The sequence below is a fragment of the Pedobacter gandavensis genome, assembly GCF_032678745.1.
Classification (GTDB): Bacteria; Bacteroidota; Bacteroidia; order Sphingobacteriales; family Sphingobacteriaceae; genus Pedobacter; species Pedobacter gandavensis_C.
In genome coordinates this window covers 275,987-301,290 of sequence record NZ_JAVTST010000004.1, presented here as the reverse complement: position 1 = coordinate 301,290, position 25,304 = coordinate 275,987, and the positions used below count along the sequence as shown (strand labels likewise).

Sequence of the window (25,304 nt, the reverse complement as noted above, 5' to 3'; positions counted from 1 at the left end):
CTAAGGCATCAGCTCTCTTTAATATTGTTGTAAAAAAATAGAGATTATGGAAGCACTCAGTTTAGATCAAAAACCCGCAAAAAAAACTTCAGCAAATAATTATATAAAGAAAACTTTCCCTGTTTTAGGAATGACTTGCGCCGCCTGTGCAGTAAGTCTGGAAAGTATGCTTAAATCGGCTAAAGGTGTCCATAATGCAGGCGTGAATTATGCCAATCAAACGGCCTGGGCTGAATATGACGAAACGGTTAAACCCGAAGAATTGCAAAATGCAGTTCGCGGTATCGGATATGACCTGATCGTTGATGCTGATGATCCGCAACAGATACAACAGGATGCCCAGCTCAAGCATTATGAAGAATTGAAAAAAAGAACCATATGGGCAGTCCTACTTTCTATTCCTATATCAGTGATTGGTATGTTCTTTATGGACATGCCTAATGGAAACTGGATCATGATGGCCCTGACCATACCAGTGGTTTTCTATTTAGGTCGCAGCTATTTTATCAATGCGGCTAAACAGGCCAGGCATAAGAAAGCCAATATGGATACGCTGGTCGCTTTGAGTACAGGAATTGCATTTCTATTCAGTGCCTTTAATACGATTTATCCTGAGTTTTGGCACCAAAGAGGGCTCCACGCACATGTTTATTTTGAAGCTGCAGCGGTGATCATTGCTTTTATTTCTTTGGGTAAATTATTGGAAGAGAAAGCTAAGTCCAATACTTCATCAGCCATTAAAAAATTAATGGGTATGCAGCCAAAAACAGTAAACATCATGCTGGACGGGATAGCCACGGAAATTCCTGTATCGCAGGTGCAGGTTGGAAATATTATTGTAGTGAAGCCCGGAGAAAAGATCCCTGTTGATGGAGTAGTAACGGAAGGAAGCTCATATGTGGATGAAAGTATGATCAGTGGTGAACCCGTTGCCGTTGCTAAAACAAAGGGAGAAAAAATATTTGCTGGTACGATTAATCAGAAAGGCAGCTTTGAGTTCAAAGCGGAAAAAGTAGGTGGTGATACGATTCTTGCACAGATCATTAAGATGGTACAGGAAGCCCAGGGGAGTAAGGCGCCAGTACAAAAATTGGTGGATAAAATTGCAGGGATATTTGTTCCCGTAGTCATCGGAATTGCAATTCTTACTTTTACCATCTGGATGTTAATTGGTGGCGAAGCTGCTTTTACCCATGCCTTACTAACTTCTGTTACTGTGTTGGTGATCGCCTGTCCATGTGCCTTAGGATTGGCTACCCCAACGGCAATCATGGTTGGCATTGGAAAAGGTGCGGAAAATAATATCCTGATTAAGGATGCGGAAAGCCTGGAATTGGGTCATAAAGTAAATACAATTATCTTAGATAAAACTGGGACAATTACCGAAGGCAGACCTGTGCTGACGGATATGATCTGGAATGATACAACTACAGATCATCAGCTCAATAAACAGATTTTGTACGCTATGGAAGCCCAGTCTGAACATCCATTGGCAGAAGCGGTGATTAATCGTTTAAAAGAAGAATCTGTTACAACAGTTCGCTTAGCACAATTTGAAAGTATTACTGGTAAAGGAATTAGCGCTGTTTATCAAGGCATATCCTATTTTATTGGCAATAAGAAACTAATGGATGAATATGGGATTTTAATAAGTCATGATGTACTCATCCAAGCTGAAATATGGCAGGAGGAAGCTAAAACTGTGGTTTATTTTGCGGATCGAAAAAACGGGCTTGCTGCCATTGCCATTGCCGACAAAATAAAGGTTACTTCACAGGAGGCCATTGAAACACTCCAAAATAAAGGAATCGAAGTTTACATGCTTACAGGAGATAATAAACAAACTGCGGCTGCCGTAGCCAGACAGGTAGGCTTAAAACATTATAAAGCGGAAGTAATGCCTTCGGACAAGGCAAACTTTGTAAAGGAACTGCAATCGCAAGGGAAAATTGTGGCAATGGTTGGAGATGGTATAAACGACAGTCATGCACTGGCACAAGCTGATGTCAGCATTGCGATGGGTAGGGGCTCAGACATTGCAATGGATGTGGCGAAGATGACTTTGATCACTTCCGATCTGAATATTGTACCTAAAGCTTTAAAGCTTTCCTGCAGAACGGTAAAAACCATCAAACAGAATTTATTCTGGGCCTTTATTTATAACCTCATAGGCATTCCTATCGCTGCCGGTTTATTATATCCTATCAATGGATTTTTACTCGATCCAATGATTGCTGGGGCTGCAATGGCTTTAAGCTCTGTTTCTGTGGTCAGCAATAGCTTGCGGTTAAAGACGGTTAAATTGTAAAAACCAGCAACTCATTTTTTTAATGCCCGGCTTTTTCCGGGCATTTTTTTTTGAATAATTCTACAGAAATACTATAACTCTTAGCCGCAATAGTATAAAGTAAAGGGCTGCTGAGGCCAGTAGATTTGTCCCCATCAAAACAAAATTTGTTGCACCCTTAACCATCATATCATGTTAAAAGATACAAATAAACTAAAAGTTGCTTTTCTTCCAGTACTCTGTAGTATGCTGCTGATTGCCTGTAATGGTGATCCCGAAAAAACGGAAAAAGCCTCCAGCACGGCAGCGGTTAATCCTAATAAATTGGAAGTGGATGCCATCGTTGTAAATGAAGAAAACCTGGATCAGGAAGAAGTGATTGTCGGCACAATGCTTCCCTATCGGGAGGTTGCCATTGTAAGTGAAATCGCCCAGAAGATTATTCAGGTTGCTTTTCAGGATGGAGGATATGTTAGTAAAGGCCAATTGCTTTATAAACTCAACGATGCTGACCTGAAGGCCCGGTTAAGAGGATTGAATTCAGAATTGAAATTAGCCCGCCTAAATGAACAAAGAATCAGTAATCTGCTGAAAACGGAAACTGTAAATCAACAGCAATACGATGAAACGGCGGTGAAATTACAAGCACTGGAAGCACAGCGCGAAGTACTCCAGGAGGAACTGAATAAAACGGAGATCAGGGCACCTTTTTCTGGAAACATCGGTATTTCAACGGTAGATCCAGGTTCTTTTGTGTCGCCGGGTACGGAGCTAGTTAACTTGCAGGACCATGGTACCATTAAGATGAATTTTTCTGTTCCGGAAAAGTACCTTCCACTGGTTAAAACTGGTGGTAAAATTAATTTTACAACTGCAGTTTCTGATCTGCAGCAGACTGCGACAATTAAAGCGACAGAGCCTGGAATTAACGCCCAAAACAGGGCCTTAAAAGTACAGGCGGTTACTGATAACCCTGGCGGAAAATTTAGGGCGGGTCTTTCTGTCAAGATCCATTTTTCGACCTCAGCAAAAAATGCAAAAGCGATTCACCTACCAACTGAAGCACTCATTCCAGGGGGAGATGGATATACTGTTTTTGTGGTTGAAAAGGGCTTGGCGAAATCAAAACCCGTTAGCATTGGTAACAGAACTGAAACCGCAGCCACGATTACCTCGGGCTTAAATAATGGCGATAGTGTCATTGTATCTAATCTTCTTCGTCTTGGCAATGGCATGCCTGTTCAGGCAGTGCTTTCCAAATAATCTATTTCAAATATAAAGACATGAGTTTATCATCATTAAGTATAAAAAAACCGGTTTTGGCGGCTGTATTTTCCGCCTTTATCGTTGTTATGGGGATTGTTGGCTGGAATTACTTAGGAGTCCGAGAATATCCGCTGACAGAGCCCCCGGTGATCTCGGTGGTCACCTATTATCCAGGGGCAAGTCCTGATGTAATTGCTTCCAAAATCACCAAACCTATGGAAGAGTCTATTGCTGAATCCAATGGCGTTAGAACAATTTCTTCCGAGTCCAGGGAGCAGGTGAGTGTGATCTCTATAGAATTTAATCGGGATATTGATCTGGAAGATGCCTTAAACGATGTTCGCGATAAGGTAGCCAAATCCAGAAAACAACTTCCTGCAGATGTAGATCCGCCTGTGGTTGAAAAAGCTTCCTCACCGGATAATCTGGTAGCCTTTTTAGAGGTGGAAAGTGATACCAAGGACATTAGAGAGGTAAGTCACCTGGCTTCTACGGTTATAAAAGACAGAATGCAGTCCATTCCTGGTGTAAACAGTGTTGCCGTTGTTGGTGAACACAAGTACGCCATGCGGCTACAATTTGATCCGGTTAAACTGGCGGCCTATATGCTTACTCCAGAAGACATCCGACAGGCATTGGCAAGAGAGAATCTTGATCTGCCTTCCGGAAGAATAGAAGGTGCAAATAATGAGCTAAGTGTGCGTACACTTGGTCGCTTAACGACTGTAGAGGATTTCAATGAGATGATCATTAAACGCGAGGGTAATACCGTAGTGCGCTTAAAAGATATCGGCTCTGCGAAACTTGGAGAAGAAAATGAACGAACGGCAATTATCAATGAAACCGGTAATTTAAATAGAATCGGAGTAGGTATTGCTGTTCAGATTCAACGAGGAGCCAATGCGATTAAGGTTGTCGATGAATTTCATGCCAGATTAGCTCAGTTACGTAAAGAAATACCTAAAGAATATCGCCTGATTGTTGGTTTTGATTTCACCAGTCCTGTGCGTAAATCAATTAAAGAAGTAGAAGAAACCCTTTTTATCGCTTTTGGTTTAGTGGTATTGATCATCTTTCTTTTTCTCCGTGATTGGCGCTCTACCATAATACCGGTGCTGGCAATTCCTGTCTCCATTCTTTCGGCATTTTTCATTATGTATGTGGCAGGATTTTCGATCAATGTACTCACCTTGCTGGGCTTAGTGCTTTCCATAGGTTTAGTGGTTGATGATGCGATTGTGGTGCTGGAAAATATCTATAAAAAGATAGAAGAAGGTATGTCGCCAATTCAGGCCGCTTTCAAAGGCGCTAAAGAAATCTATTTCGCGGTAATTTCCACCACCATTACCCTGGCTGCGGTATTTATGCCTATTATTTTTATGGGTGGGATCAGTGGCCAGTTATTTAAAGAATTTGCGATTGTAGTATCGGGTTCGGTACTGGTATCCGCGTTTGTTGCCTTAACGCTTTCGCCGATGCTGAGCGCTTTATTGTTAAAAAAGAACGACAAGCCAAATTGGTTATATAGAAATACAGAGCCCTTTTTCATCCGTTTAAATAATGGATATGCGAATTTATTAACCGCCTTTATGAAACGCCGATGGTTAGCGCCGGTATTTTTAATCGGCACTGCCAGTCTCATTTATTTTGTGGGGAAAAAACTTCCTTCTGAGCTTGCTCCGATAGAAGACAGATCCAACATGAGTTTGATCGCGATTGCTCCGGAAGGTGTCTCTTTTGAATATATGCAAAAGCGTATGACCGAAGTAGGGAAATACGTGAACGACTCTACGGGTAGTAGGCTGTATCAAACCTATTCTATGGTTGGTATTTCCTTTATTCCAGCTCCAGCACCGGTTAACATCGCTGTGCAGAGTATTTATCTAAATGATCCCGGAAAAGGTAAAGCCTCTACTCAGGATTTATATAATCAATACGCAATGGCCTCTGGTAAATTCAAGGGCTTCCTTTTATTTCCATATCTGCCACCTACCATCGGTACGCGCTATGGCGGTGGTATGCCGGTTCAGTATGTACTCCAGGCACCTACGCTGGATAGCTTGAACAAGGTGCTTCCAGGTTTTCTGGCCGCAGCAAGGCAGAGTAAAAAGCTGATGTTCGTAGATGCTGATCTGAAAATTAATAAACCGGAATTGAAAATCAATATCGATAGGCAAAAAGCCGCATTAATGGGGGTATCCGTACAGGAAATATCAAGGGCTTTACAGCTTTCGTTTTCTGGCCAGCGTTATGGTTATTTCTTACGATCAGATAGGCAATACGAAGTGATCGGTCAGGTAGAACGCAAAAATAGAAATGATATCAGCGATCTACGCTCCATTTATGTCCGTTCTGCTGACCAGCAAATGATCTCTTTGGATAATCTGGTGACGATCGAAGAGGGGATCAGTCCGGCTGCAATTTATCGCTATGACCAATATACTTCTGCTACTGTTTCTGCCGGACTTGCGCCAGGAGTAAGTCTGGAAGATGGTATTGAAGAAATGGCACGTATTAAAAAAGAAGTCTTGAACGAAAACTTTAAAACGAGTTTAGCAGGTCAGTCCAGAGATTATGAAGAAAGTCAGGGCAATATCGCGGCTACACTTATTTTGGCCTTGTTACTGGTTTACATGATCATGGCGGCACAATTTGAAAGCCTGCGTGATCCACTCATTATCATGCTTACTGTGCCAATGGCGGTAACCGGTGCAATTCTAAGTTTGTATTGGTTTGACCAGAGTTTAAATGTGTTCAGTCAGATCGGGATCATCACCCTGGTGGGCTTGATTACTAAAAATGGTATCCTGATCGTAGAATTTGCCAATCATTTGAAAGAACAAGGACTCTCAAAATATGATGCAGCCATACAAGCAGCCGTATCACGTTTCCGTCCAATCTTGATGACCTCTCTGGCAATGATATTTGGCGCCTTGCCAATCGCACTTACGGTGAACAGCCGCCAATCGCTGGGAATTGTAATTGCAGGGGGATTGACCTTTGCGGGAATTCTTACCCTGTTTATTATCCCTGCGGTTTATTCTTACCTGTCAGGGGCCAAGGCTAAAGAAGTGATTGAAGAGGAAAATGAAGAAACGGAAATCGCGTAATGCTGATCTATTAAAACAAAGACAATGAAAAGAAAATTTTTAAATATACTCCTGGCTTTGCCACTGCTGTTTTCCGGCAAAGTTATGCATGCCCAGGAAAGAGACTTAAGTCTTGCGGAAGCATTGGCAATGGCTGCAAAGGGGAATAAGGAACTTCAGATACAAACGCTGGAGGAAATTCGTTATAAGGAGATTAGTCGGGAAACGAAGAGTCGATTATTGCCCAGTATTTCGGCAACGGCGGGCTATTCACGTTACTTTGATCGTCAGGTGATCTTTCTACCAGGTTCGTTTGCCGGTACCGATAAAGCTGTAGAGGATGTTGCAGTGGGTGGGAAAAATGCTTTTAATGGATTTTTATCATTAAATCAGCCTGTGTTTATGCAAAATGCGCGTCGCCAAAAGGAGGCCGCTCTGATCAATGAGAAAATTCAGAAAGAAAAAACTATAGATCTGGAAAGCCAATTGGCTTTCCAGATCTCATCCAGCTATTTTCAGCTGCTGTTGATGAGTAATCAGCTTAATTTACAACAACAAAGTCTCTCACGGAATGTCAGGGCACTGGTAGATACGAGAGCATTGTTTGCACAGGGAAGAAGTCTGAAAGTAGACACCTTAAGAAGCTTTATCGCGGTAGAGAATTTAAAGTCTTCTATATCCTATTTAAGGAACAACATCGAGGTCAGTGGTATTCAGCTAAAAAGACTGATAGGTTTAAATGAGAGCGTGGTCATCAAGCCAACAGATAGTCTGAATGTGGAACTCAATCAAGCCGAATCTTATACGCTGGATCAGGCTTTAAAAACTGCTGAGTTGAATCGCCATGACATCCGACTCCAAAAACTCTCTATTGAACAGGAAGAAAAGCTCTTGTCTGCCAGCAAAGCAGAGCGCCTGCCTCAGGCTTCAATTATTGGCCAGTATCAATTGCAGGCACAGGCAGATCACCTGCGTCTGGGCAGTTATACGCTACCTCGTACTTCATTTTTGGGCTTCCAGCTAACGGTTCCGATTTTTAACGGAAACCGGACTAATGCTCAGATCAATCAGGCTAAGATTAAAGTGCGGCAGGAAAGCATCAGGTTAAATGATGTGAAGGAAGAAATGAATGCTGAATTAGCAGCAATCATTAGCCGGTGGAAGGAAGCCAATACACAACTCCATATTCATCAAACAACGGTAGATGCTGCGGCGTTAAATTATACCATGATGAACGACCGTTACAAGAACGGCCTAAGTTCCAGGCTTGAGTTAACAGATGCCGAATTGGCCTTAACGCAAGGGAAAATCAGCTATTTGCAGGCAGTATATCATCTTAAATTATTGTATGTAGAGTTACAACGATCATTAGGCCTGTTAAAATTATAGGCATCCCAAAACTCTATAACTTATTCCGGTAATTGTATAAAATCCCGGCTTCGGTGTTTTCTAATTTTGGCACAAATAATAAAATTTATGTCTAGAAATAAAAAACAACCAATAATAGAAGTGCTGCCTTACGCTAAGCGATGGGCAGCACTTTCTTTGCTATGTATGGCCCAGTTCATTGTAATTATGGATACGTCCATCATAGGGGTAGCCTTACCAGCAATTAAAACGGATCTGGGTTATTCACAAACTGGTCTTCAATGGATATTTAATGCTTATGTCATCGTTTTTGGCGGTTTCTTGCTTTTAGGTGGCCGTCTGTCCGACCTGTTTGGCGCCCGAAAGGTCTTCATGTGGGGATTTGCTATTTTAACTGCTGCCTCTCTTTTAGCCGGTGTAGCCTGGACCGAAGGAATTCTAAACACCGGTAGGGCATTGCAGGGATTGGGTGCTGCTTTCATTGCACCAGCAGCATTAACGCTGGTCTTAACCAAGTTTACCGACCCAAAGGAGCTGAGTAAGGCTTTAGGGTTCTGGGGTGCTGCTGCGGCAGCTGGTGGCTCTGCAGGTGTGTTCTTTGGTGGTGCCATTACGCAATGGCTTTCCTGGGAATGGGTGTTCCTGATCAATATCCCTTTGGGGCTGATTGTTTTGGTTCTGAGTCCTGGTTTATTACTCAAAGGAACCACACGAAAAGGGAAAGTAGATGTTCTTGGCGCTATCCTGGCCACAGCAGCATTAATCCTGATGGTATACGGTATTGTTTCTGCTGAAACTGCGGGTTGGGCTTCGATTCAAACGCTAGGATTACTGGGCTTAGCTGTTGCACTGTTTATTGCCTTCCTGGTTGTGCAAAAAAACAAAAAGGAACCGCTTGTACCATTGTCCATTTTCAAGGTGCCTAATCTTTCAGGCGGTAATTTGGTGATGGGCTTATTGGCAGGAGCATGGATTCCACTATGGTTCTTTCTTAACCTTTATTTACAACAGGTATTACATTATTCAGCTTTCAACAGTGGACTTGCGTTATTGCCGATGACTTTTGCGATCATGGTGCTAATGATGGGAGTTACCGGAAAACTGGTTGCGAAATTTGGCTTTAAATCTACGCTGATTGCAGGATTTATAGCACTTACCGCTTCATTGGTGCTGTTTAGTGCGGTTCCTGTAGATGGATCTTTTATGGTTAACGTATTACCCGCATCTCTGTTGGGCGCATTAGGTATGTCGCTGGCTTATATCCCTGGAACCATCGCTTCCATGTCGGGGGCCAAACCTGAAGAGACCGGACTCGCTTCTGGTTTGGTAAACACCAGTTATCAGATCGGTTCAGCACTTGGACTTGCGATCATCGTCGCTATTGTAGCCTCAAAAACAAATTTGGGGCAATCCCAGGGAACAATAGATGTTGTTGTGTTGAATGAAGGTTTCCGAACTGCATTCAAATCTGCTGCTGTTGTGAGTGGTATAGGGACATTGATTGCTATTTTATCCATTAAGTCATTCAAATAATTGATCGATGCAGAAGTATAATATGATCTGGCCTACGCGTAAAGTGACCAGGGAGACGGCAGATACCCTGACCATTGAATTTGATGTGATCAGGTCAGCATTCAAGTATTTACCTGGGCAGTTTATCAATATCAGTAAACTGGTAAATGGAGAAAAAGTAACCCGTTCCTACTCTTTGTCTACCTCTCCTTATCTGGATTCTTATCCTGCGATCACAGTAAAACGGGTAAAAGATGGATTGATGAGTAATTTCATGGTTGACAATGCCGAGCAAATTCGCGAATGGGAAATAGAAGGGCCCTTCGGTATTTTTGTTCCGCTTGAAAGCAGTTATCAAAACAAGGATGTGGTCTTATTATCTGGAGGGAGTGGCATCACACCATTACTTTCCATTGCTAAATCCTTATTGAATAAATCAGCTGATGTTCAGCTGACCTTAATTTATGCAAACCGCAATTGGAAAGAGGTCATCTTCGCCAAGGCAATTGAAGCATTAAACTTGAAATATCAGGGGCGGCTGACTGTAATTCATGCCTTATCGCAACATGAGGGCGGAAAGCCCATATTCACAGGTACATTGATTGAGGACAGGTTGAGCAAGTTGCTTGTCAAAAAGGTATTGAAGCAGGCTACTGTTGGAAAACTAGTAGAGGCTCAGTTCTTTCTTTGTGGGCCTTCTGGTTTGATGAAAATTTATCAGGAGGCATTGGAAGCTTTAGATGTTCCTGAAGAAATGATTTTTATGGAACGATTTACTGAGGAAGAAAATCCTGTTGAACAGCTAAATCTGCCTGATATCACCCATGAGGTTTTGGTTCATTTTTATGAACAAACCCATTTGATCGAAATACCCCCAGGAACAACACTATTGAACGCAGCATTGAAAGAGGGGATCGCTTTCGGGCATTCCTGTAGATCAGGAAGCTGTGGAGCCTGTGTGGCGATATTAACTTCAGGAAAGGTAAGGATGGTTAAAAATTATGCGTTAACGCACAAAGAAGTAGAGCAGGGTATGATTTTGCTGTGCCAGTGCTATCCTTTAACTGAGGATATCACTATTGAGTTTGACTAAAATTTCATAAAAGAATGCCGCAATTACGCAATACCGCGACTGGCTGCATTCATCGCTTTGTACTACAAAATTATTGATTATGAAAACACTTAATATAAAGATCAGCAGAATAGCAAGTACGTTAAATCAGCAACCATCATTTAAGAGATGGGGGATAGGGTCAGTCAATAAATTGTTCTGAAAATGAAACTGCTTGGTTTAGATATCAGCGGTCTGAAGGACGGTTATTGCATTTCAACAGTAACGCTGTCAGTGTTAAATACTCCGGGAGCATATCTGATCGCCGTACTGCCAGGCGTTATGGTCATCTCTTATGAGCCCTTAGTAACATCTGTCGAAAAAATAACCAGGTCGGTCACACGTCTTGGATATAAGATAAAAAGAATAGTTCAACAAAATTCATTAACACAAATATTAGCATCAATGAAAACATTAAAATTTAAAACAAACATCAAATGTGCCGGATGCCTGGCAAAAGTTGCTTCGGCTCTGAATGAGACAGCTGGAGAAGATAATTGGGAGGTAGACATTAAGAGCCCGGAAAAAATATTGACTGTGGTATCAGATGATACGGATGAACGCTCCATTATTTTCGCGATCAATGAAGCAGGATTTACTGCAGACAGCTTAAATTAAAGATGGAATGATGATTAGGAAGCCTCAGCTCACTGAGCTGAGGCTTCCTGATTTTCTAATCGTTATTTATTAGTTCTTCATCAAACAGTTCAAAAAACAGATTCTGTAATTTATGGACGTGTTGTATTGTTTTAAAATCTCCTGTATCATCATTTGATGGTACTTGCTTATAGCAGTCATAATACTCATCTTCTGCCACATGAAATAAGAAGAAATTGAAATCTTCGTGTTGAAAGTATCCACCGCCATTGTCTTTAAAGCTAAGTCTGTTGACCAGCCAATCTGAGTTTAAAAGAATAGGGCTAACCTGATCATGGTTACATTCTAACAGTTGAGCTGCATTGTTTTCTTTGTAAGCTATCCTTTTATCTGGCAGGATGCCAAGTACTTCGCAAGGCTTAGCCACATCATTTGCGATTTCATGATTTAGGGATATATAATTACCAATTCTTAGTTCGTTTACATTCATATTTAGTTGTAATTATTTGCTTTAAAAGCATGGAAATCACGATGAAGTTTTAGCAGTTCTGTTTTTAGTGCCTCTACTTGTTGTGTGAGTATTTGTTGATTTGTTTCCAGTGTTTTGATGTCTTTAATCAGGCTTGCCTTTTCAGGAGTATGTTTTCTATTTCCTTTACCCGTATAAAACCATTCAAAAGAAATATTGAATACTTCATGGAGCTTTTTGACAAAGTCGATAGGAATATTTAACCGGTTATTTTCATATCTACTGATCACAGAGTGATCCAGGCCCAGTCTTTTTCCAAATTCTTCCTGGCCCATTTTTTCTGCTTTTCTGAATACTTTTAACCTTTCTGCTTCTTCGGTGGTTTCTTTTATTTCTGCCATTTTTTTGAAGAGTTGTTTTGCCCTGGTTTTAGATACTTAAAGCGACAATTATCGTTTTTGTAAGACATTGACAATGTTAAACATTTGTTTGACATCATCCAGTTGAACATCAAAATCAGGATATTTTTTTTTGTCCGGATTAAGGGAATGACAGGTAATAATACCGGTCTCAGTATCATGATGTGTAATTCTCTTGGTCATAATACCATATTTTTTATGAACAACAATATAGTCCTTGAATCTGTGCGTGTGGAATTTGCTGGTCCAGAGGTGCTGTTGTATTTCTCTTCCGGTAACAATACTTCCGTCGCTGATGCTTTCCTTGGTATTGTCATCCATGCTGTCGCCTACAATTTCAAATGCTCTGTATTGACCTCTGTGATGTTTGTCCACTATAATTGTATGCTTGGGTAATTCTTCTAAATATTCGGGATCTTTGTAACCGGGTAAATATCCGGCATATGCATATTCATTAACTAAGGGAACAACCATGATATATTTTCCTTCTCCAAGGTCAATAAATGGGCTCTCACCTACCTCTAAAGGGTAATGTATCTCAGCAATAAAGGTACTGTTTTCTTTTTGAGAAACAGAAGGCTCCAATAGCATTTCGCCTTTTCCTTCTTCAAACCATTTTCTGGATACCCCCAAATTATCTTCGAGCTTTTGCCCCATTGTTTTTGGTGCTTTTTCGCTTTTTAGGATTTCTGAAATGTAAGATTTGGACATTTTGATCGCTTTTGCGAACTCGCTGTCATTTTTAAATTTAAAAAAACTGATAACTTCTCTCAGTCTCTGGAATTTATTTGAATTATTTTCTTCTTGATTCACAGATTGTTATAATTTATTTTTCGTAAAACAGAATATAATGATTTTGATAGTTCGTAATTACGAACTATATTTGATTCACTGATTCGGCAAATATAAATATAAAGGAGGCTTATTAACAATTTAAAACTCATGATAAATATGGAAACTACATTGAAAACAGAATTAATTCCCGAATTGAATAGGACAACTACCATAAATTCGGAGCCTGAAAGCAGAACTTCTGGATTAAGATATGGTTCGGAAAAAGAGCAAAGCGAACTGGTTTATCCGGAAGCTGATGTGGAATCGTGCCGGACTGAAGTGCTGGAACCTTTTAACTATACCACCTGGGAATCTAAGATTGAAGATTTAGAAATAGGAGCGCATTTTGAATGTTCATTTGAGAAAATGGCTATGATCAGGCTGATGATTAGTAGAGTGATCACCTTTAAATATTCCGATCGGAATTTTGACATTCAAAAATCGGATCTGCTTGGGGAAGAAGTGCTGGTCGTTAAAAGGCTGGAGGATCGGTATGACGGATGAAAAAGCGAAAATCAAGAGACTGCAGCAAAGGATTAAAATACTAGAGCGGATGCTGCTGGAGGAGGTTTTAAAAAATGATTTGTTATGTCAGAAATCAAATGCATTGACCACCTTATTAATTGTTCCCTATGGCAAGAATAAGAACTGTTAAGCCTGTTTTTCTAAGGCATGAGAAATTGCAGGATCTGGAACAGGAACATCCTGGAAAATACATTATGATGGTTTTTATGGGTTTATGGATGCTTGCCGACAGTAAGGGCAGATTTGAATACAAACCACGCTCTATTAAACTTGATATCTTACCATTTTTGGACTTTGACATGCAAGAGAGCCTGGGGATTTTGGAGCATTATGGCTTTATCCGTTCTTATGTTGTTGAAGGGAAGAAGTTCGGTCTGCTGCCCACTTTCAGAAAGCACCAGAGGATTACAGGCAAAGAGCTTACAGAAGGAGAGAAATTTCCTGCAGAACCGAACCTCACTGAGGTCGATTTGTTAGAAAATAACCATGAATCAATTGGGAAACATCCGGATGTTCAGGAAAGGAAGGGAAAGGAAGAGGAATTAGAACAGGAAAGGGAAGGGAAATATGATTCCTTGTCAGAAAGTGTCATGCAGTATTTTGGTTTTAACGAAGTAGCGAATTTTGATAAGTTAAGAGAAGTTTCTGTTTGTCTGAAGTGTCTAGACCATGAAGGTAGGATTGAATATTTTGAAAAACAGTTTGCCGCCTATGTGGAATTCAAATGCATTAGTAACAGTTTCTCTCATTCTTTTAAAAATTTTTTAGGGACTTCCGCTGAATTATTTCAGGATGGGGCCTGGAATTCAGAAAGTTGGATTAACAAATTAGCGATGGAAAAGGAAAAAAGAACATCTAATCATTTTAAAATACCAGGACAAGTTATTAAAGGGGTGGAAGCAGCAATGGAATGGGGGCAGGTAGAACGAAGAAGTAAATCTTTATGAAAGCGGCCTCAACTAATTTAAGCAAACAGCTTTCTCTGATTGAATATCCATCAGAAGGGGAGTTGCTCCTTAAAATGCCTGCCATTAGAACCAACGAGGATCAAGAGGTATTTGAGGTCATCGTCAGGGCGCTGGCAAAATCATACACTGATCTTGGGATGGCTCAGCCTCCGCAGAAAGACAAAGATTACCTGGCCAATGAATTAACGGATTTGATCCCTCGTCATTTTCCCTTTATACGCTTGCAAGAGATTCCCCTCGCTTTTTCAAGAGGAATTAGAGGTAAATACGGCCCTTTTTATGGTTTGAATGTAGTCACATTTGAAAAATTCATTGAGGCGCATCTACAGCATGAGGTTCGGGAACAACTGATGCGGGCAGCAGGATTTATAAAGCAGTATGAGGTTCCTGATCGGATTTCCAGGTTTCGGGTGGCGAAGCAAAACGCAATGGATGCAATGCGGCTGGTGGATGCAGGAAAGGAAGTATTATCTGGAGGAATAGTTTACGATTTTCTGGATGGCCTGGGCTTGATTTCTTTTAGTAATGCGGAAAAGTGGGAGTTTATGAAAGAGGCAAAGTGCGATTTAACTGAATCACTGGAAAGGGAATCAAATCGGATGGTTTCAAGAGTTAAACGGATGGAGATAGATCGGAATTTGCTAGGAATTAAGGAGGGTACAGCGATAGAGCGGATAAAGGCCAGCGCTAAAAAACTTGCACTCAATGCTTTCTTAAGAGGCTGCAGGTTGGAAGGGGCTAATCTGGAACAATTGATTGAAGAAAAAGAAAGCGCTTTTATTTAAGCGTACACACACTATAAAAAATATACTTATGAATAACCAAATACTCAAAGCTGCAGCAGGCAGAGATGACCTTCAAACTTTTATTTCCTTATTCGAGCCAGGGAAGTATAAAAGGCTGAAAAATGGGATTGAATTGAGGGGCCAACCAAATCTGGAAAGAAATGTCGCTGCCGCAAAATCACTGATCCAACACCTGAAGCTAAACCTCATGGTAATTTCGGATGCGAACATGGCAACTTACCGCGCATTTGAAGTAAATAACATTTAAATATCTAATTTTTAACTGAAGTTTGTGCAAAAAGGAACTATTGCGCACAAATAGTCATTATCATCAATAATTATGGAATACAGCTCAAATTTAATGGTTGCAGTATTGCGCAAAGAGTATCCTGAAATTGCACAGGTCATCACAGAGAAAATTAAAGATACCTTGCCTGAAGAGCGGTTAACGGATCTTTCTAACATAGAACGAATTGTTTCTACTTTTAAAAAGATCAAAGGAATTAAAGTGGATTCCTGGACCAATGGAAAGGGCAGGGCAAACATCACTTATGAAAGGGAATTGCTAATCGCTGTGCTGCTGTTGTTCTATGATCCAGAGAAGATCATGCAACTGGTACGAAGAAATACATTACCTGGTATACTAAAGCAGGCATCCGCATTGATTGGGGCTTCTCAGGAGGTCCTGAGCATGTCAATCCCCGGAGTGATTGTTGCATTCAAAGCTTACGAAGACTTTAGAGAAGAAGTTTATCATATTTATGACCTGATTAGAATTGAAAATGAGTTTTTCGAATGATATACTTTATAGTATAGACTTCATAAAACCTTAAAAAACAAAGGTATTGATATTTGAAGTACCTTTATATTCATTCTCAGCACAAGTTAAAAATAAGACAATTCTAAGTTCAATAACACCTGCATCTGGCTTCCTGTCAGTTCGCGGAAGGGATTCAAATGCACAATATTTAATTAAATAACACCAATAATTATATCAAAATTATGACTTCAAACACAGTGATCAATTACACTACAGCATTGGAAATTTCTGCTATCCTTGGTAAATGCACCATCAAATCTTTAGGCTCTGAACTTTTATTCCCTGTGATTAAACTTAAGACCAATTTATCCCTGGTCAGCAAGAGATTCCATGAAATCAGAGCGGCCATTTATCAGGAAAGTGGCTTAGTTTTTAATGCTGATGGCACGCTGAGCGGCACTACAGATATCGAGGTAGTAAACCAGGTAAGCCAGGCGCTTAAGAGATTAACTGAGGATGAAACCGAGGTAAGTCTATCTGCTTTACAGCTGTTTAATGAAAAACAACTAGAGGATTTATTTGCGGAGAATTCCACATTAACCACCAATGAACTGGAGGTATTGATGTTGATGCTTGCTTAGTCTTTATCCTTTTAGCGAGTTGAGTTCCTATTGATGCTGGTATTTATTGAGCTCATCTTGTAAAGTTAAAATATTGTGGTGTGGCAGTTAGCGATTGAGGTATCGGCCAATAAATGAAAAATGATGATAAATACAGAACAATTAAATGCAAAATATGGAATCCCAAATGCAAATGGCATCGGCTATTTAACTACAATTGTCCTTCCTTTTAAAATGAGAATTGCCTGGCAGAGAAGCTCTTATGTAACCAGAATTCAATGCCATAAACTGATTACCGAACCGCTGTTGGATACTTTCGATGATATTCTGGCTCATTATGGTTATGAAAAGATTGTTGCACTGGGAATAGATTTATATGGCGGCTGTTTCAACTATCGCTTCATGCGTGGTAGTACACAAACCCTTTCCCGCCATTCCTGGGGGACTGCCATTGACCTGGATCCGGATAGAAACCTGTTAAGAGAGAACTCGAAAACCGCAAGATTTGCAAGACCTGAATATCAGGACATGATCGATATCTTTTACCAGAATGGATTTCTATCACTAGGTAGGGAAAAGAATTACGATTGGATGCACTTTGAGATTGCGAAATAAATGGAACAGATGCATATTAAAAATCCCGACCCTAATCAGGACCTGATAGACAGAAAGACGGCTTGGATAGAAAGGATGTTTGATCGATTATTTATGGCGGTTCAACAGAATCCATTTGCTACCATGCTCATTCTTTCTGTAGGATTAAATTTCTGGCAGTACAACATCAATAATGAAATGAACCGCCTGAGAATTCAGGACATTACTTTATTAAATGAGAAGATAAATATGGCAGTAGTGACTGGTGTTCAGCGAGAACTTCCCAAACAATTGGCACCTTATAAGGAGCAGCAGGATAGCAATAGCAGGAAGCTGGACACTTCATTACTCAACTTGAATGGAACTGTAGAGTCCGTGAAAAAATATTTTAACAAAAATAAGAAGCGATGAAAAAGAGAATGATAACCACGGTGATGGTATTGATGCTGTGTGTATCCGGGGTGTCTTCAAACAGGCATTTTTCCCAAAAAATACCCGCAGCAGCTTATTGTTCCCCTATTCATAAAAAACTCGACAGCATTAATTTTAAAGCAGCAGAACTGGAACTTTTAATCAGAAAATTATGAAACATTTTTTAACCTCCATCTTATGTTTACTGATGCTTTCCTTAGCAGGTTGTGGAATGTTCCGGAAGGTTTCCATAGATCAGTCAGTTAACCGTTCTCTTGAGCGTAAAGCACATACTTTGGATTCAACAGCTGTGTTTGTAGACCAATCGCTAATTAGTATTACGGAGCATGCTGATACTGTGATTACAATAGCTGGACAAGAAATCAGTCAGGGGAGCTATTTTCAAATGGATAGTTTGGTCAATGGAATTACTGCCATAAAGCATGAGTTGGTAGACGTCAGGTTGACTTTAAATCCGCAGACTCGGCTATTAACGGTATCTGCGGTTTTGAATCCCAGGCATATCCCGGTAAGGATCCAGAAGGAAACGCTGATCCATAAAGATTTATACACAAGTAGCGGAAGGTCGGAAAGCTCAGTTTTAGCGTCAAAAATAACGACATCCACATTGGTGAAACTGAAAGAACCTGTTCAGCTTCAATATTGGCTGATAGCCTTCATTATAGTGATAATCGCTGTCACTTTTGTATTCATGATTGGGAGAAAATAGTCTTTCCAATCCAATTATTAACATCTGTTTTTTACGATAAAACAATTTAAAATGACGGTAAACAAATGCCTATTTGGCCCTGCCTTTTTCATTATTGGCAGTACTCATCATAGCGATAACGTCGCATATTTTCAGGCTGCATTCAGTAGTTCTTCAGATCAGGAAAAGGCGCTTACTTACCAATGGTACCTTGACGGTACACTTGTGGTTGACCAGAAACTTATCAATTTCAATGGTAAAGTTAGCTGTGGAGAACATCAGTTGGGAGTGAGGATACTGACTGCTGAAGGCTGGTCGGGTATACAAACAATTTCTTTTAAGACCTGTGAAATACCGACCTCAATTATTCTGGATGGTGCGAATTCTGTAAATGCTGGTAGCAGTACAAAATATGAAGTGCTGCAATTCTTCTCCGATGGATTAGGTCAAAGCATCTCAGCGCAATACACCTTTTCGGCCAGTGCTGCGGGCTCATTTACCAACAATTTATTTGTAGTTAGCAATGATCCTGATTATTATGATGAGCAGGAGATTACGATCTATGCAATGAAAACGGGTGCCCAAACTTTAACCAAACAGGTAATGGTGCGCAATCCTAAGCCGGTCACGTTATTATCTACGGAGATCTCAGGGGCGGCAGATGTAGATCAGGGCAGTCAGGCAAGCTATGCTGTTATAGGTCATTATTCTGATGGAAGTCAGAGGAATATATCCCAAGGGTTTGTATTTACCGCTTCAGAGGGCTATTTCATAGGACAGACTTATAGGGCGAGCTTAAATGGTATTGGAAATGAAGTCAAAGCAGTCATCATTAATGCTAATAAAAATGGATTTACTCAGGTCAGTAAACAAATCAATGTACATATTGACATGAAGAAGGCGGGGGTACTGGTAGTTGATTTTTACAATGATTCGACTATGGACTTAGTTGCAATAATCGATACTCCAGGTATTTCTGGATACCACGTACCAGCGCATCAAGGAGCTAACATTATTGGGGAAGATAGGGATGTGGTGGAAGATGCTCTGATATTGGCTTCAGACCTTAATAGTCCATCTAAAACAAACTGGAGGTTTGAATTTAACCTGGCAAAACTTATCAGAGATAATCCAGGAACTTCAGATCTTGTTTTTCAAATTAAAGGAAGGTCTGCTTATGTGAGTACACTTTCAGGAGCCTTTAGTTTAAAAAACAGAGCTGCAATAATGGCCATGAACGGAAGTGAAGGCACTTATATGCCAACCGTAATCGGAGGTGCAAATGTTGGATCGATTATCGATTTTAATGTCCGGGTTGATGGCAGTGCTGATGGAACTTATAATCCTGATTATTTACCTGTTGTGATAAGTTTTAATTACAATGTTCCTAATTCTTTATTGACCTCTTTTCACCGATAGGAAATTCTTATTTATCAATATGGCCTTAAAAGGGCTTCCTGTAATAGCATTAGACTGACAGCCTTCGCTGCAATCTCAATTAATAAACCTACTTAATCAATTATATGGCAAATACAAATAGTTATAGGTCAAGGTTTTCACCAGAATCACACTTTTTTACAGACCCTTCTGTAATGACTCAAAGTGAGGCCCAAATATTCGGGCCGATTGATGACCGTGAATTTCGTCTGACCACCAAATTTAATGCCCCTGGAGCAAAAGCTTTTGCAATTTGTAAGGGGATCGTATTGATACAACCACAGGCTGGGAGTGTCGATAAGGTGAATTTAATTTTACGTCCTTATACACAACCAATCACAGGATTTAATATTAAGTATTTTATTTATAGAGGACTTGATAAAAGCAATTTTTTCTCCACTGATCAGGTCATTGAAAAATCTGAAACTTCTTCCGATTTGATCAATAGGGTAAATAAGGATTTTATTTCTTTTCACCAAAAGGGTAATGAACCAGTACCGCCTTTTTTGGCAAAGTACCTCGGGTATAATCCATTGGTACAGGAAGATGCATTGATGATTGACAGCTTCTTTTTTAAAGAAACACAGCTTGTTGAAGAGAATGGATCATCTTCTGAAGTTGAAGAAACTGCTTTTGAACTACCCATGGTAGATATGGGCGACTCGCTGGGGAACTTCTCTGCCACTGAGGCTGGGATCGATATTGTTTTGAACTATGGCGATTATCAGTTGCCCTTACCGAATGAAGAGTTTGTTTTTGATCTGGCTTATGCCAGGACGAAAGAAGCGGTAATTAGTCTACCGAATGAGTTGTCTGATTTTCAAAAGAAAGTTAAACGTGAACAGATTTTTCAATTTCTGGATGCAGCAGCATTCTTCGGTTTCCACAGTGATGGCGGAAAGGTTAAAATTGATCATAATGGCATTAAAGTTAACAAGACAGCTGAAGCGATTTATAATGAGGTCATCCTTAATTTTAAAACGAAAAATAGGCTCTATCTCTATATTCAGAGTGACAGGGGAAGATCCTACAATTTTTATGGTAATTATTTGATTAAGGATTCTGCTGAAACCTCTTTAAAAATGGGAGGATCTGTATTAAGTATGGCTGAGATTAACTATGTAACGGATGGTTGGCCCCTAATAATAGATTCGGATCCACAGGCACATAATGAATCCTATAACAAGTTGTTTCTACAATTGGTCAGGGATAACAGTGCAAATGCAATGCTTTATGGCCAAGTAGCGCAGCTTGACAATGCTCAACATAATAACTTTTGCGATGCCGATAACCTGAAATTACCAGATTCTCCTGAAGGTAATGCAAGCTCATTAACAAAGATTATTGAACTTTCAAATCCATCCATAGCAGCAAATGGATTGAAGCTGAACATTGCATCTTTCAATATTTTGCTCTATCAAGGAAAGACCTATGATTATTTGGTAAAACAAATTTCAAATAATGAAGGATCAATGGTTGATGTGTACTCAACTGCAAGTTTTTTTGACGATGTTTTTGGTTTAATTGGTGCCAGTCCGGTATTTAAAGGAGGAGCTTCCTCAAACCTGTTATTGATGTCCAGTTATAAGTTGAATTTGGTCAATCATTATGCTGATAAAAAGAAATTCGGGATTTCTGCAGTTCAAACGGTGGTGGTAGAGGATGAGATTGAAACCGGAGCTATTGATTTTCCATTCTTAGAGAGAGTTACGTACTTAACTGAAACAATTGATTTATTAAATCACGCGACTTCTTTAACGGGTTCGATCACAGCAAATACAAAATCCAGTGCATCAAGTCATGGACTAATCCAGAATGGTCAGGGATATAAGCTTCCAGAACCTTTATATTATAAAATCTCTCAATTTACAGATGTTACAAAAACGATCACTGGACTCCAGCTTTCCAGTACTGAAGAGGCTATTCCAAATAAGATCATACTAGGGCTTAGCAAGGCTGAAAATGATTTGCTAAAAGCGTTGATTTCGGAGGGGAATTTAATAAATCCGAGATTATTTCTTATTGATCTTTTTGAGCAGAATAATCAACTGATCTCCGTAGAAGGAACTCCTTATCAGAAATACCTGGTTGGAATTGTATCGGAGTCTAATGAGTTAGAAGTCAAGCTGAAATTACCTCAAACAGAAATTGTCGTCTATTCTATAGATGGGAAATCCCATTATTCAAAGGATTATAGTAAATACATCATTGAGCCTTTATTTAATTATACAGAAAACACAATTAAAACCAATATCGAACGATGGGAACAGTAGTAATTTTAAAGACCGACGGAACTGCCGTTAAATTAAATGATGATTTTTCCATGTTGATATTTGATACCCGGGGCTTTCTATCCACATTTTATTATCTAAGAGAAAAGTATGTTTATTATGGGACGGATGATTTTAGAAAGGAAGATAAGGTTCATGCAAATGCCAGTGGGTATTTTATAGGGGCAGGTTATTTTAGTGAGAAAGGTTATTTGGGATACATTGCAAAAAATAATCCTAGCCTAAAAACTTTAAGTAAGGGTCTGGATTTACTGAAATATATGGCCAAGGTTGGGGACGAAGTTGAAGTGACATTGTTGGATTTCGGTACGCCATACGACAAATACTTTAAGTCGAAAACCTGCAAATTTATTTTAGAAGTAGAAGGTAAGGGGGTAAGAAAATATAAAGATCCGAAAACAGGAGAGTTGATTATTCCTAAGGTTATCGTTAGCCAAATACAAGAAGATAAAGACATGAATAGCAGGCCAACTGGTTTGTTTTATGCTAAAATATTTGGCGATTTTTTTAACGATAATAAAAATGTAAATGGAAAGGAAAAATGGGCATTAAAACCGGAAGAAAAGGAGAGTTTTTCTAAAATTGCCACTTTTATCGTCTTTAAGATAAATGAGATTGTTGAAACTATATTTCCCCTTATCCTAAGTCCTCTATCCTTACGTAGGATAGAAGATGTTGCTGAAGGTAAACTTGATGAAAAAAGCTTAGGCTTCCTTGAAAACGCAGTTTACAACATGAACAAAGATTGGGGGTATTACTTTACATTGACACCAGATCATCCGACTTTAGGTAAAATGAATCCGATTTTTTCGGGATTGCCTGATTATGATGAGTTTAATGATTATTATAATGCGCTAGTCAGCTTTTATGAAAAAATGTATGTGGCAGGAGAGCTATTGAGTTTACAGGACGAGAAATACAGGTTTACAACTATATTGGAAATTTTACCTTTTAGGGCTGTGAGGAGTATTCCTCTTAAGATCAGGTTAGCTAAGTTAGCGGAGTTCATTAAGGATACCATTATAGCCTCAAGTAAAGAAAATCTTGTGTTAAAAATAATGTGTTCTTTCTCCAAAGATGAAGCAGATGATGTGTTAGAATTTCTCTTGGACATTTGTGATAATCCTAAAACAAATTTTGAGGTTTTGTTTGGTAAAATGGATGATGTACGCCTTGGGCGCTATCCATATATGGAACACCTGGTGAGTGAGGCTACAAATAAACGATACTTTACGACTGCAGTATATGAATTATGGAAGACTTCAACGTATAATATGTATTACTCGGCCAATGATGGGGACCTGAATGATAATTCAATTAATGATCATAGTTATTTTCGTAGCCCTGCTGGTAAAAATGAGATAAATGAGAATTGCGTTTTATCGCTTGATTTAACCATTGAAAATGCGAGGGCTGAAGTCAAAGGTATTAAATCTGAGAAAGCTCATTTTGAGAGCTCATTTGCAGGGACAAGAATTAACATCTCCGGTATGAAGGAGTATACTATACCGGGAACTGCACCTTTTTATCTCACCGATTTAAGAAAAGAACCATTCGGTAGTTTTCACCTATATCAGCCCATTTCAATAGTCGGTTTCGAACCCGACCTGGAATGTGTTATACCAAAAACATCATTTATACCTGCCTTTCTGTTTCATTATGCCGTAGATTTCACTGAATTAAAGAAGTTTGATGAAAATCTTTCCTTTGCTATTGATGTCGCATTGTTTGTGGCGGAAACTTATTTTACAGGGGGAGAATCGGTATTCGGTAAAATGAAATACCTGAAATATGTTACCAAGGTAGGGGTCGCAATGAAGAAGGGTTTAAAAGCCAAGGAAGTGGTATTGGCCTGGCATGGGGTCTATAATGGACTTCTAGCCATGAATTTAACAGCTGATATGTTTTTTGCATTTGATGATTTTTTTAAAATATCGGAAGGTAATGAAGATTTAAGAAAGCTTCGTGAAGCTTTAAGTGAGCTTTTTATGTGGATTACTATTACCACTGCAGGGACTTCAGTAGCTTCAAGAAAGAAAGTGTTTTACTCGGCGAGGAGAACCCAGAAAAGACTAGAAGAAATTCCACCTACACAGGAAACTCCTTTTTCTGATAATCTTCAGGATTTGTTAGATATCATAACTGCTGATAAGGATATGATTGTCCCTTATGCTATAGATGAATTGATAGATGACTATCCGGTTTTATCAGCTAAATTACAGGATATTCTTGATAAAAAGGGAGTTTTTAATGAATCAGGAGAAAATTTTCCATTTGAACTGGTGGAGATACTTACAGCAAAAGCTAATATAGAGATCTATGGGAAATTTAATGCTGAACCCGAAGCTCTCGATTTGTATAATAAACTAGATAAACTACCCGATTTTCAAAAACTAATATTGTATTATGAAGAGTTTTATAGAATTACTAAAATACATAATCTAAAAAAAGGAGTTCCTATTGATCCTATTGTGAACGAAGCAACCAACGTCAAGAAGATCCCTGTTTTTTCAGAAAAAGTTTATATCAAATCAGCTGAAGATACTTTTAAAGTTACAAATCAGGTACTGCTCACCATCCTTCAGGTTAATGATCTGCTTAATTATCTGCCAAATTCTAATATAACGTTATCAGACCGATATGATATTATAATCAAAAGCTTTACTTGTGTCAAACAGGCCAATTACTCACAGATTAAGAGTTTTATAGAGAACTATGCTTTTCTTTTAGACAGTGGAAGACCTTATTGTTTCAGCAGATATGAAGATCTATTAATATTTAAAGATGAGGTTCGTCCTCTTTTTGAAAAATATGGTCTTGGAACTGATTTGGTATTTAGTGGATCCTCCTTGTTAGAGATGGTGCCTGATTCAGTGGATCTTACCGTGTATCTTGATGGGATAAGCTACAATAATTTGAAAAAACATTATCAATATATCTTAAGAAGGATTGATAAGTATCAAGTTGATTCCAGGGAGAAGAATATCTATATCAATGAAATGAAAAAGATAGTTCAACTGTTTAACAGTTCGACGAATGTGTTGAAGAATTCGAAGTTGAAACTAGAATCTTTAATTCACTTTGAAGTGATCAATGATGTTCCAATCTTAAAAACTTTCCAGGATGAATTCAGATCCCTGCCCTCCGTAAAAAAGATTGCTGAAAGGCAAGAAATCAACTTTGTAATATACAATGCAAAACAAGGAGATAGAAGAGTAAACCTAGGCCCCGAATTAACAGTGAAAATTTAAT

General features: G+C 39.3%; 22 protein-coding genes. 19 read left to right on the top strand and 3 right to left on the bottom strand.

Features of this window, described 5'->3' with window-relative positions:
* Positions 1–46 precede the first annotated feature (46 nt).
* From R2S10_RS15505 to R2S10_RS15475, 7 genes are all read left to right on the top strand, one after another.
* Positions 47–2,308, top strand: coding sequence for a heavy metal translocating P-type ATPase (locus R2S10_RS15505; protein ID WP_316841331.1), 2,262 nt, complete (start codon positions 47–49; stop codon positions 2,306–2,308).
* A 171-nt stretch (positions 2,309–2,479) separates the two neighbouring features.
* Positions 2,480–3,550 carry an efflux RND transporter periplasmic adaptor subunit gene (locus R2S10_RS15500; RefSeq protein WP_316841330.1) on the top strand — a complete coding sequence of 357 codons (1,071 nt, stop codon included), beginning with the start codon at positions 2,480–2,482 and terminating at the stop codon, positions 3,548–3,550.
* Positions 3,551–3,570: 20 nt separating this feature from the next.
* Positions 3,571–6,663: an efflux RND transporter permease subunit gene (locus tag R2S10_RS15495; RefSeq protein ID WP_316841329.1), complete on the top strand. Its 3,093-nt coding sequence runs from the start codon at positions 3,571–3,573 to the stop codon at positions 6,661–6,663.
* 24 nt (positions 6,664–6,687) lie between these two features.
* Positions 6,688–8,031: a TolC family protein gene (locus R2S10_RS15490; RefSeq protein ID WP_316841328.1), complete on the top strand. Its 1,344-nt coding sequence runs from the start codon at positions 6,688–6,690 to the stop codon at positions 8,029–8,031.
* Between the two features lie 87 nt (positions 8,032–8,118).
* Entirely contained in the window at positions 8,119–9,543 is a 1,425-nt protein-coding gene (locus R2S10_RS15485; RefSeq protein ID WP_316841327.1) for an MFS transporter, read from the top strand.
* Positions 9,544–9,550: 7 nt separating this feature from the next.
* On the top strand, positions 9,551–10,615 hold the full coding sequence (locus tag R2S10_RS15480; RefSeq protein ID WP_316841326.1) for a ferredoxin--NADP reductase: 1,065 nt from the start codon (positions 9,551–9,553) through the stop codon (positions 10,613–10,615).
* A 423-nt stretch (positions 10,616–11,038) separates the two neighbouring features.
* On the top strand, positions 11,039–11,251 hold the full coding sequence (locus R2S10_RS15475) for a heavy-metal-associated domain-containing protein (RefSeq protein ID WP_316841325.1): 213 nt from the start codon (positions 11,039–11,041) through the stop codon (positions 11,249–11,251).
* A 55-nt stretch (positions 11,252–11,306) separates the two neighbouring features.
* On the opposite strand, the gene R2S10_RS15470 is transcribed toward R2S10_RS15475, so the two are convergent.
* Genes R2S10_RS15470 through R2S10_RS15460 form a run of 3 tightly spaced genes read right to left on the bottom strand, consistent with a single transcriptional unit; the run spans position 11,307 to position 12,931 of the window.
* Positions 11,307–11,720 (bottom strand): hypothetical protein, encoded by a 414-nt coding sequence (locus R2S10_RS15470; protein WP_316841324.1) that lies wholly within the window; start codon positions 11,718–11,720, stop codon positions 11,307–11,309.
* Between the two features lie 2 nt (positions 11,721–11,722).
* Positions 11,723–12,100: a helix-turn-helix transcriptional regulator gene (locus R2S10_RS15465; RefSeq protein WP_316841322.1), complete on the bottom strand. Its 378-nt coding sequence runs from the start codon at positions 12,098–12,100 to the stop codon at positions 11,723–11,725.
* A gap of 48 nt (positions 12,101–12,148) precedes the next feature.
* Positions 12,149–12,931 (bottom strand): hypothetical protein, encoded by a 783-nt coding sequence (locus tag R2S10_RS15460; protein WP_316841321.1) that lies wholly within the window; start codon positions 12,929–12,931, stop codon positions 12,149–12,151.
* Between the two features lie 138 nt (positions 12,932–13,069).
* Between R2S10_RS15460 and R2S10_RS15455 the strand changes: the two genes are divergently transcribed.
* The 12 genes from R2S10_RS15455 to R2S10_RS15400 all read left to right on the top strand — a co-directional run bounded on the left by R2S10_RS15455 (position 13,070) and on the right by R2S10_RS15400 (position 25,303).
* Positions 13,070–13,456 carry a hypothetical protein gene (locus R2S10_RS15455; RefSeq protein ID WP_316841320.1) on the top strand — a complete coding sequence of 129 codons (387 nt, stop codon included), beginning with the start codon at positions 13,070–13,072 and terminating at the stop codon, positions 13,454–13,456.
* A 128-nt stretch (positions 13,457–13,584) separates the two neighbouring features.
* Positions 13,585–14,424, top strand: a complete 840-nt coding sequence (locus R2S10_RS15450; protein WP_316841319.1) for a hypothetical protein — start codon at positions 13,585–13,587, stop codon at positions 14,422–14,424.
* Positions 14,421–15,230, top strand: a complete 810-nt coding sequence (locus R2S10_RS15445) for a hypothetical protein (protein ID WP_316841318.1) — start codon at positions 14,421–14,423, stop codon at positions 15,228–15,230. The genes R2S10_RS15450 and R2S10_RS15445 overlap by 4 nt, the downstream gene beginning before the upstream one ends.
* 28 nt (positions 15,231–15,258) lie before the next feature.
* Entirely contained in the window at positions 15,259–15,498 is a 240-nt protein-coding gene (locus R2S10_RS15440) for a hypothetical protein (RefSeq protein ID WP_316841317.1), read from the top strand.
* Positions 15,499–15,570: 72 nt separating this feature from the next.
* Positions 15,571–16,029, top strand: coding sequence for a hypothetical protein (locus R2S10_RS15435; RefSeq protein ID WP_316841316.1), 459 nt, complete (start codon positions 15,571–15,573; stop codon positions 16,027–16,029).
* Positions 16,030–16,232: 203 nt separating this feature from the next.
* Positions 16,233–16,631 carry a hypothetical protein gene (locus tag R2S10_RS15430; protein WP_316841315.1) on the top strand — a complete coding sequence of 133 codons (399 nt, stop codon included), beginning with the start codon at positions 16,233–16,235 and terminating at the stop codon, positions 16,629–16,631.
* A 120-nt stretch (positions 16,632–16,751) separates the two neighbouring features.
* The gene (locus tag R2S10_RS15425) at positions 16,752–17,225 is read left to right on the top strand and encodes a M15 family metallopeptidase (RefSeq protein ID WP_316841314.1); all 474 of its coding nucleotides are present in this window, start codon (positions 16,752–16,754) and stop codon (positions 17,223–17,225) included.
* A complete protein-coding gene (locus tag R2S10_RS15420) occupies positions 17,226–17,615 on the top strand; it encodes a hypothetical protein (RefSeq protein WP_316841313.1) in 390 nt (129 codons plus the stop codon).
* A gap of 172 nt (positions 17,616–17,787) precedes the next feature.
* Positions 17,788–18,345 (top strand): hypothetical protein, encoded by a 558-nt coding sequence (locus R2S10_RS15415; RefSeq protein ID WP_316841312.1) that lies wholly within the window; start codon positions 17,788–17,790, stop codon positions 18,343–18,345.
* A 51-nt stretch (positions 18,346–18,396) separates the two neighbouring features.
* Positions 18,397–19,743: a hypothetical protein gene (locus tag R2S10_RS15410; RefSeq protein ID WP_316841311.1), complete on the top strand. Its 1,347-nt coding sequence runs from the start codon at positions 18,397–18,399 to the stop codon at positions 19,741–19,743.
* A 173-nt stretch (positions 19,744–19,916) separates the two neighbouring features.
* Entirely contained in the window at positions 19,917–22,034 is a 2,118-nt protein-coding gene (locus R2S10_RS15405) for a hypothetical protein (RefSeq protein ID WP_316841310.1), read from the top strand.
* On the top strand, positions 22,022–25,303 hold the full coding sequence (locus R2S10_RS15400) for a hypothetical protein (RefSeq protein WP_316841309.1): 3,282 nt from the start codon (positions 22,022–22,024) through the stop codon (positions 25,301–25,303). The genes R2S10_RS15405 and R2S10_RS15400 overlap by 13 nt, the downstream gene beginning before the upstream one ends.
* Position 25,304: the final 1 nt, after the last annotated feature.

What these genes read in the sequence shown, in the direction of transcription:
- R2S10_RS15410 (WP_316841311.1), top strand. Translation starts at nt 18,397, where the DNA reads ATGACGGTAAACAAATGCCTATTTGGCCCTGCCTTTTTCATTATTGGC.
- R2S10_RS15505 (WP_316841331.1), top strand. Translation starts at nt 47, where the DNA reads ATGGAAGCACTCAGTTTAGATCAAAAACCCGCAAAAAAAACTTCAGCA.
- R2S10_RS15485 (WP_316841327.1), top strand. Translation starts at nt 8,119, where the DNA reads ATGTCTAGAAATAAAAAACAACCAATAATAGAAGTGCTGCCTTACGCT.
- R2S10_RS15480 (WP_316841326.1), top strand. Translation starts at nt 9,551, where the DNA reads ATGCAGAAGTATAATATGATCTGGCCTACGCGTAAAGTGACCAGGGAG.
- R2S10_RS15500 (WP_316841330.1), top strand. Translation starts at nt 2,480, where the DNA reads ATGTTAAAAGATACAAATAAACTAAAAGTTGCTTTTCTTCCAGTACTC.
- R2S10_RS15465 (WP_316841322.1), bottom strand. Translation starts at nt 12,100, where the DNA reads ATGGCAGAAATAAAAGAAACCACCGAAGAAGCAGAAAGGTTAAAAGTA.
- R2S10_RS15415 (WP_316841312.1), top strand. Translation starts at nt 17,788, where the DNA reads ATGAAACATTTTTTAACCTCCATCTTATGTTTACTGATGCTTTCCTTA.
- R2S10_RS15405 (WP_316841310.1), top strand. Translation starts at nt 19,917, where the DNA reads ATGACTCAAAGTGAGGCCCAAATATTCGGGCCGATTGATGACCGTGAA.
- R2S10_RS15445 (WP_316841318.1), top strand. Translation starts at nt 14,421, where the DNA reads ATGAAAGCGGCCTCAACTAATTTAAGCAAACAGCTTTCTCTGATTGAA.
- R2S10_RS15400 (WP_316841309.1), top strand. Translation starts at nt 22,022, where the DNA reads ATGGGAACAGTAGTAATTTTAAAGACCGACGGAACTGCCGTTAAATTA.
- R2S10_RS15495 (WP_316841329.1), top strand. Translation starts at nt 3,571, where the DNA reads ATGAGTTTATCATCATTAAGTATAAAAAAACCGGTTTTGGCGGCTGTA.
- R2S10_RS15425 (WP_316841314.1), top strand. Translation starts at nt 16,752, where the DNA reads ATGATGATAAATACAGAACAATTAAATGCAAAATATGGAATCCCAAAT.
- R2S10_RS15455 (WP_316841320.1), top strand. Translation starts at nt 13,070, where the DNA reads ATGGAAACTACATTGAAAACAGAATTAATTCCCGAATTGAATAGGACA.
- R2S10_RS15420 (WP_316841313.1), top strand. Translation starts at nt 17,226, where the DNA reads ATGGAACAGATGCATATTAAAAATCCCGACCCTAATCAGGACCTGATA.
- R2S10_RS15450 (WP_316841319.1), top strand. Translation starts at nt 13,585, where the DNA reads ATGGCAAGAATAAGAACTGTTAAGCCTGTTTTTCTAAGGCATGAGAAA.
- R2S10_RS15490 (WP_316841328.1), top strand. Translation starts at nt 6,688, where the DNA reads ATGAAAAGAAAATTTTTAAATATACTCCTGGCTTTGCCACTGCTGTTT.
- R2S10_RS15435 (WP_316841316.1), top strand. Translation starts at nt 15,571, where the DNA reads ATGGAATACAGCTCAAATTTAATGGTTGCAGTATTGCGCAAAGAGTAT.
- R2S10_RS15430 (WP_316841315.1), top strand. Translation starts at nt 16,233, where the DNA reads ATGACTTCAAACACAGTGATCAATTACACTACAGCATTGGAAATTTCT.
- R2S10_RS15470 (WP_316841324.1), bottom strand. Translation starts at nt 11,720, where the DNA reads ATGAATGTAAACGAACTAAGAATTGGTAATTATATATCCCTAAATCAT.
- R2S10_RS15475 (WP_316841325.1), top strand. Translation starts at nt 11,039, where the DNA reads ATGAAAACATTAAAATTTAAAACAAACATCAAATGTGCCGGATGCCTG.
- R2S10_RS15440 (WP_316841317.1), top strand. Translation starts at nt 15,259, where the DNA reads ATGAATAACCAAATACTCAAAGCTGCAGCAGGCAGAGATGACCTTCAA.